Consider the following 7621-nt stretch of genomic DNA (forward strand, 5'->3'; position numbering starts at 1 on the left):
GCCCGAGCCGGAGCACGACGCGACGGCCCGCCCGCTGCGCGCGTGGCAGCGTCGCGCGCTGACCCGGTACCTGAGCCGCAAGCCGAAGGACTTCCTGGCCGTGGCCACGCCCGGCGCGGGCAAGACCGTCTTCGGCCTGCGCGTCGCCGCGGAATTGCTGTCCGACCGCACCGTCGAGGCGATCGCCATCGTCACGCCCACCGAGCACCTCAAGCACCAGTGGGCCGCCGCCGCCGAGGCCGCCGGGATCGCGATCGACTCGAACTTCAGCAACGGCACCGGTGTCACCTCGCCGGACTATCAGGGGGTCGCGCTGACCTACGCCCAGGTCGCGGCCCACCCGACCCTGCACCGTGTGCGCACGGAGAACCGCAAGACGCTGGTCATCCTCGACGAGATCCACCACGCCGGGGACGCGAAGTCGTGGGGGGACGCGGTCTCCGAGGCGTTCACGCCCGCGGTCCGCAGGCTCGCCCTGACCGGGACACCGTTTCGCAGCGACGACGCCCAGATCCCCTTCATCACCTACGAACCGGACGCTGACGGCACGCTGCGCAGCAAATCCGACCACGCCTACAACTACGCCGACGCGCTCGCCGACGGCGTGGTGCGCCCCGTGGTGTTCCTCGCCTATTCCGGGGAGGCGTCGTGGCGCACCAGCGCGGGCGACGAGTTCACCGCCCGGCTCGGCGAGCCGCTCACCGCGGAACAGACGGCACGGGCGTGGCGCACCGCGCTCGACCCGGCGGGGGAGTGGATTCCCTCGGTGCTCCAGGCCGCCGACACGCGGCTGACCCAGCTCCGCTCGGCCGGGATGCCCGACGCGGGCGGACTGGTGATCGCCACCGACCACGACTCCGCGAAGGCCTACGCCACGATCCTCGCCCGCATCAGCGGGGAGAAGCCGGTGGTGGTGCTCTCCGACGACCCGAAGGCCACCAAGCGGATCGGGGAGTTCTCCGAGTCGCGGGACCGTTGGCTGGTCGCGGTCCGGATGGTCTCGGAAGGGGTCGACGTGCCGCGCCTCGCCGTGGGCGTCTATGCCACGAGTGCCTCGACGCCGCTGTTCTTCGCCCAGGCCATCGGCCGGTTCGTCCGCTCGCGCGCGCCGGGGGAGACCGCGAGCGTGTTCCTGCCCAGCGTTCCGGTGCTACTGGAGCTGGCCAGCGAGCTGGAGACCGAGCGCGACCACGTGCTCGGCAAGCCCGACCGGGAGAAGGAAGGCTGGGACGACGAGCTGCTCGTCGCCGCGAACCGCACCGACGACGAGCGCGGCGAGGAGGAGAAGGCCTTCACCTCACTTGGCGCCTCCGCCGAGCTGGACCAGGTCATCTACGACGGCAACTCGTTCGGTACGGCCACCTTCTCCGGAAGCGAGGAGGAGCAGGACTACCTGGGCCTACCGGGGCTGCTCGACGCCGACCAGATGCGGGCGCTGCTGCGCAAACGTCAGGAGGAGCAGCTCGCCGACTCTCGGCGGAAGAAGCAGGCCACCGACGAGCGGTCGACGGAGCAGGCGCCCGCTCCGCGCCCGCGATCGGTGAGCGAGCGGCTGAAGGCCCTGCGCAAGGAACTCAACACCCTGGTCGGGCTCTACCACCACCGCACCCGCAAACCGCACGGCGCGATCCACAACGAGTTGCGCCGGATCTGCGGCGGCCCGCCGACCGCGATGGCCACGGTCGAGCAGCTCGAGGAACGGATCGCCACCCTGCGTTCCTGGTGAGCCGTCGCTTCTGCGCCGCTCCCGGTGCGAGCACGCGTACCTGGATGCTGAATCGATACAGTCTTTTCCGGGTGTGACACAGGGCATATGTTGTGCGCCGCAACATATCCCGAAAGGTGCCACGGATGCGGACCAACAGATTCTCGACAAGCCTGGTCGCGCTCGGCGCGGCGGTGACACTGACGGCGTGCGGGGCGAACGCGGGCGGCGGGGCCGAGGGCGGCGACGAGCAGGGTGATCAGGGCGAGGCCCCGCTCGGCAAGGTCGGCGTGATCCTGCCCGAGACCGCCTCGTCGGCGCGCTGGGAGGGCTTCGACAAGCCACTGCTCGAGGAAGCGCTGCGCGCGGAGGGCTTCGACCCGGACGTGCAGAACGCCCAGGGCGAGGTGCAGAAGTTCACGACACTGGCGGACGGCATGATCGCCCAGGGCGTCGAGGTGCTCGTCATCGCCTCGATCAACAGCGAGGTCGGCAGCGCGGTCGCGGCGCAGGCCAACAACGCGGGCATCCCCACGATCGACTACGACCGGCTCAACCTCGGCGGTAGCTCCGACTACTACGTCTCGTTCGACAACGTCCGGGTCGGCGAGCTGCAGGGCGAGGGCATCGCCGAGGCGCTGGAGGGACAGCAGGGCGCCGAGGTGATCGAGATCGAGGGTGCTCCGACCGACAACAACGCCACGCTGTTCCACGAGGGCCAGCGCAACATCCTCGACCCGCTCTACGAATCCGGTGCTCTCAAGCTGGTGCAGAGCCAGCCCATCGACAACTGGGACAACCAGCGGGGCGGCACCACCTTCGAGCAGATTCTCACCGCCAACGGCGGCACGGTCGACGGCGTCGTGGCCGCCAACGACGGCCTGGCGGGAGCGGTCATCACGGTGCTGCGGAAGAACGGGCTCAACGGCGCCGTGCCCGTGACCGGGCAGGACGCCACACCGGACGGCCTGCGTCGCATCCTGCGGGGCGACCAGTACATGACCGTGTTCAAGCCCATCAAGGCCGAGGCCGAGGCCACCGCCGAGCTGGCCGCGGCGCTCGCCACCGGCGACACCGACGCCGCGGACGCGCTCGCCGACGACGTCACCGAGGACCCCAGGGGCGGGCGCGACGTCAAGTCCGTGCTGCTCGAACCGCACTTGATCACCAAGGACAACGTCAAGCGCGTCATCGACGAGGGTTACGTGGACGCGGCCGACGTCTGCACCGAGGACCTGGCCGACGTGTGTGCCGAACTGGGCATCACCTGAAACGGCCCCGCACGCCCCGGGCCCGGCTGAGTGGGCCCGTTCGCCACCCGGGCCCCGGTTGAGCGGGCCCGATCATCACCGCCCCCCGCACGACCGACCGGAGCCCGCCATGAGCGAACCCGCACCCGAGACCACGCCGGAGCCCGCGCTGACGCTGCGCGGCCTGAACAAGAGCTTCGGCCCGGTGCACGTCCTGCACGACATCGACCTCACCGTGCCCGCGGGGGAGGTGACCGCTCTCGTCGGCGACAACGGGGCGGGCAAGTCGACGTTGGTCAAGTGCATCGCCGGAATCCATGCCGCCGACTCGGGGACGGTCCTGTTCCGGGGGCAACCGGTGCACATCCGCGGCCCCCGGGACGCCGCCGACCTGGGCATCGAGGTCGTGTACCAGGACCTGGCGCTGGCCGACAACCTCGACGTCGTCGGCAACATGTTCCTGGGAAGGGAACGCGGCAGCGCGTGGCTGCTCGACGAGGCGGGCATGGAGCAGGCGGCGCGGTCGACCCTGGCCTCGCTCGGGGTGCGCACCGTCAAATCGGTGCGCACCCCGGTGTCCGCGTTGTCCGGGGGCCAGCGGCAGACAGTGGCCATCGCGAAGTCGGTGCTGTGGGACAGCACGGTCGTGTTGCTGGACGAACCCACCGCCGCCCTCGGTGTCGCTCAGACCCGCCAGGTGCTCGACCTCGTGCGCAGGCTCGCCGACACCGGGCTCGGCGTCATGTTGATCAGTCACAACATGGCCGACGTCTTCGAGGTCTCCGACCGCATCGCGGTGCTGTATCTCGGGCGCATGGCCGCGCAGGTGCCGACCCGGGAGGTCACCCACGGCCAGGTCGTCGAACTCATCACGGCGGGCCGCTCCGGTGACCTGGGACTGGCTCGTCCGGAGACCGCCGCGCTGTGAAGGCCTGCGGCGTGCCCGTCGATCCCGTCGAGGCCCGCTCGTGCGCGGGCTGGGCCGGCGCCCCAACCACCGCTCTGCCCGCTCCGGCGGGCCCGTGACCCGCACCCATCGTGACAAGGACGCGTCATGACACAGACTCCCACCGCGCCACCGCCGTCGTCGGGCGCGGCGATCACCGACTTCGGCATCGACACCACCGCGATGTCGACCTCCGAGGCCGTGCGTGACTATCTCGCCCGGCTGCGGGCGGGCCAACTCGGCTCCGTGCCCGCGCTGCTCGGCCTCGTCGCCCTCGTGGTGATGTTCTCGATGCTGTCCGACGTTTTCCTGTCCCTGCACAATGTGGCGAACCTGCTGGCGCAGGGGGCGGGACAGACCATCATCGCGATGGGCATCGTGTTCGTCCTGCTCGTCGGGGAGATCGACCTCTCGGCCGGGACGGCCTCGGGCGCGGCCGGAGCCGTGCTCGCCATGCACTACGTCGAGGACGGCAACCTGCTCGGCGGCATGGGCTCGACGGTCTTCCTGCTGTTCAACGCCGCGCTGGTGCTGGCGGCGGTGCTCGCGGCGGTGCTGCGCATCTGGGCGGGCACCGTGCTCTCGTTGCTCGGCGTCGTGCTCACCGGCGCGGGGCTGGCCGCCAACCCGTGGGTCGAGATCCTGCTCGCGTTGTGCGTGGGCACCGCGATCGGGTGCATCACCGGCTTCCTCGTCGCGCGGATCGGCATGCCGTCGTTCGTGGTGACTCTCGCGCTGTTTCTGACCTGGCAGGGCGTGATCCTCCAGTTCATCGGGGAGGGTGGCGTGCTGGGCATCAGCACCTCGCCGGTGCTCAACGCCGTCGCCAACGGCAACCTGTCCACCCTGGGCAGTTGGCTGTTGTTCGCCGTGGCGGCGGGCGGCTACGCGGCGGCCACCCTCACCGGGCACCTCCGGCGGCTCCGGCGGGGCCTGGTCACCCGGCCGACACCGCTGGTGGTGTGCAAGGTCGCCACGCTGGCCGTGTTCGGCGCCGTGGCCACCGCCCTGCTCACGGTGAACCGCTCGCCCAACCCGTCGGTGGTCATCAGCGGGGTGCCGTACGTGGTGCCGATCGTGCTCGGACTGCTCGTGCTCGGCACCTACGTGCTCAACCGCACCCGCTACGGCAGGCACATCTACGCGGTCGGCGGCAACCGGGAGGCCGCGCGCCGTGCCGGCATCGACGTCACCCGGGTACGGGCGAGCGTGTTCGTGGTGTGCTCGTCGGTCGCCGCGCTCGGCGCGGTGGTGTACTCCTCGAAAGTGGGATCGGTCGACCCGCAGGCGGGCGGGCTGAACACCCTGCTGTTCGCGGTCGGAGCCGCCGTGATCGGCGGGGCGTCGCTGTTCGGCGGCCGGGGCCGGGTCTCCGACGCCGTCATCGGCGGCACGGTGCTCGCCATCGTCGCGAACGGGCTGGGCCTGCTGGAACAGCCCGCGGCCGTGGTCTCCATCGTCACCGGCCTGGTGCTGCTGCTGGCCGCCACCGTGGACGCCGTGTCCCGGCGGCGGGCGGGCAACGCGGTCCGCTGAGCGGACCGATGCGACCATTACCCGCGTGACCAGCACGCCCGTGGCCCGCCCGGACGAGGTGCGCCGGTACAACCGCACCAGTCTGCTGCGCCGGTTGCACCTGGCGGGCCCGTCCACGCGGGCGAGCCTGGCCACCGAGCTCGGCCTCAACCGCAGCACGATCAAAACGCTCGTCGACGGGCTGGCCAGGGCGGGGGTGGTCGCCGAGCGGGTGCCGCGGCCCGGCAGGCAGGCGGGCAGACCGTCCCTGCTGGTGTTGCCGCAGCCGGAGGCCGCGGTGGTGCTCGCCGTGGACGTGCGGGTGGAGCACGTCGCGCTCGCGATGGTGGGTCTCGGCGGCCAGATCCTCGGCCGTGACAGCTGGAACCTGCGCGGCCGCACCCGCGAGCCGGAGGAGGTCGTGACGCGGCTCGTGGAGTCCACCGAGCCGCTGGCCACCGACCTGGGGGTGCGGCCGGTCGCCTGTGGTGTGTCCGTTCCCGGTGTGGTGCGACGCGCCGACGGCCATGTGCACGAGGCACCGAACCTGCGGTGGTCCGGCGTCGCGCTCGGCAGGCGGCTGACCAGCGCGCTGGCCGTTCCCGTGGTGGTGGGCAACGACGCCGAACTGGCGGCCCTGGCCGAGTACCTGCGCGGCACGGCCACGGGCACACCGGACGTCGTGTTCGTCTCCGCCGACATCGGCGTCGGGGGTGGCGTGATCGCCCAGGGCGCCTCGCTGCGGGGCGGCGCGGGTTACGTCGGCGAGATCGGGCACATGGCCGTCCGCCCGAACGGCCGTCCGTGCTACTGCGGCACCACCGGCTGCTGGGAAACGGAGGTGGGCGAGGCGGCGTTCTGTCGCGCCCTCGGACTGCCCGAGAACAGTCCGCGCGGCGCGGTCGTGGCCGAGCTGCACGCCCTGGCCTCGGAACCGGCCGTCGCGCGGCGCAGGCTCGCGGAGCTGGCGGACTGGCTGACCCTCGGGCTGGTCAACATCGTCAACCTCTTCGGCGGCGAGCTGGTCGTGCTCGGTGATCTGTTCACCGAGCTGCCCGCGCCGGTGCTCGACGACATCGACAGGGCCGTGCGGGAACGGAGCCTCGTCAGCAGGGCGCTCGGCGGGGTCCGGGTGCGGACGTCGGCGCTGGGCCCGGACGTGAAGCTCCTCGGCGCCGCCGAGGCCGCCTTCGAGACGGTCCTCGACATGGTCTGACGGTCCTCGACACGGTCCGGCGCCCGCCGCGCGGCCTCGGGCCGCGGCCCGGTGACGTCCGGGGTGCGAATGCGACGAGGGCGGGAACCCCTTCCGGGTCCCCGCCCTCGCGCGCGGCTGTGGTGACGGCTCAGCGCTGGATGTCGGCCTCCAGCTCCTTGAGCTTGGCCTCGTACTCACGTCCGTGGTGGCCGCAGAACAGCAGCTCTCCACCGTTGCGGAGCACGGCACGCATCTGTGCTGCGGCCCCACAACGGTCGCAACGGTCCGCAGCGGTCAGTTCGGGGCGGGTGAGCGTCGTCGTTGTCATTGGAGTCTCCCTCCGTCCCGGCATCGCATGCCGATGCCATCATTTCAGCCGCGACCACCGTTCTCCGCGTCTCCCGCTCGATCGCGGTGCTCGCTGCCTCCACTGTTGCAGACGATTTGATCCTCGCAAGTGTTCCCCGGGGCCGTGGGAGACGTGTCACGTCCCCTCCGGCTCCGGCGCCGGGCCCCCGCCCACCAGGCCGGTGAGCCCGCCCGACCGGGCGTCACCGGTGGTCAGGCACGATCGTCCGCGTGAAGATCCCGGCCCTGAAACGCGGAGTGAACACCATTCCGGCCCCGGCGGTGTTCGTTCTCAGCGGAATCTCGATGTATGTGGGTGCGGCGCTGGCCGTGTGGCTGTTCGACGTCGCCTCACCCGCCGGAGTCGCGTGGCTGCGCTGCCTCGGCGCGGCGCTGATCCTGCTGGCCTGGCGCAGGCCGTCGCGGGCGTCCTGGCGCGGTCGGGCCCTGCTGCTCGCCGCCACGTTCGGCGTCGTCACGGCGGGAATGAACGTGCTGTTCTACGAAGCCATCGCCCGGCTGCCGCTGGGCACGGCCGTGGCGCTGGAGTTCGTCGGGCCCGTCCTCGTCGCCGCGCTCGGCTCCCGCACCCCGCGCGACATCGCCGCGCTCGTGCTCGTGACCGCGGGAGTGGTCGCCATCGCCGACGTGCGCTGGGC

The 7621-nt window shown here is 71.7% G+C and carries 7 protein-coding genes; 6 read left to right on the forward strand and 1 reads right to left on the reverse strand.

The window, feature by feature from the left end; translation table 11 throughout:
• The 5 genes from SACSA_RS0109960 to SACSA_RS0109980 all read left to right on the forward strand — a co-directional run.
• Window positions 1-1726, forward strand: a 1726-nt coding sequence (locus tag SACSA_RS0109960) for a DEAD/DEAH box helicase (protein ID WP_048876600.1), incomplete at its 5' end; no start/stop codon positions are given.
• A 125-nt stretch (window positions 1727-1851) separates the two neighbouring features.
• Window positions 1852-2976: a sugar ABC transporter substrate-binding protein gene (locus SACSA_RS0109965; protein ID WP_019815521.1), complete on the forward strand. Its 1125-nt coding sequence runs from the start codon at window positions 1852-1854 to the stop codon at window positions 2974-2976.
• A gap of 109 nt (window positions 2977-3085) precedes the next feature.
• Window positions 3086-3883: an ATP-binding cassette domain-containing protein gene (locus SACSA_RS0109970; protein WP_019815523.1), complete on the forward strand. Its 798-nt coding sequence runs from the start codon at window positions 3086-3088 to the stop codon at window positions 3881-3883.
• Window positions 3884-4009: 126 nt separating this feature from the next.
• Window positions 4010-5437: a sugar ABC transporter permease gene (locus SACSA_RS0109975; protein ID WP_019815525.1), complete on the forward strand. Its 1428-nt coding sequence runs from the start codon at window positions 4010-4012 to the stop codon at window positions 5435-5437.
• Window positions 5438-5462: 25 nt separating this feature from the next.
• Window positions 5463-6632 (forward strand): ROK family protein, encoded by a 1170-nt coding sequence (locus tag SACSA_RS0109980; RefSeq protein WP_019815527.1) that lies wholly within the window; start codon window positions 5463-5465, stop codon window positions 6630-6632.
• Window positions 6633-6762: 130 nt separating this feature from the next.
• On the opposite strand, the gene SACSA_RS0109985 is transcribed toward SACSA_RS0109980, so the two are convergent.
• Entirely contained in the window at window positions 6763-6942 is a 180-nt protein-coding gene (locus SACSA_RS0109985) for a DUF7455 domain-containing protein (protein WP_028661743.1), read from the reverse strand.
• Between the two features lie 326 nt (window positions 6943-7268).
• Between SACSA_RS0109985 and SACSA_RS25975 the strand changes: the two genes are divergently transcribed.
• A partial coding sequence (locus tag SACSA_RS25975) for an EamA family transporter (RefSeq protein WP_408640272.1) occupies window positions 7269-7621 on the forward strand: 353 nt, incomplete at its 3' end.

It is taken from the genome of Saccharomonospora saliphila YIM 90502 (genome assembly GCF_000383795.1).
In the GTDB taxonomy this organism is placed as follows: Bacteria; Actinomycetota; Actinomycetes; order Mycobacteriales; family Pseudonocardiaceae; genus Saccharomonospora; species Saccharomonospora saliphila.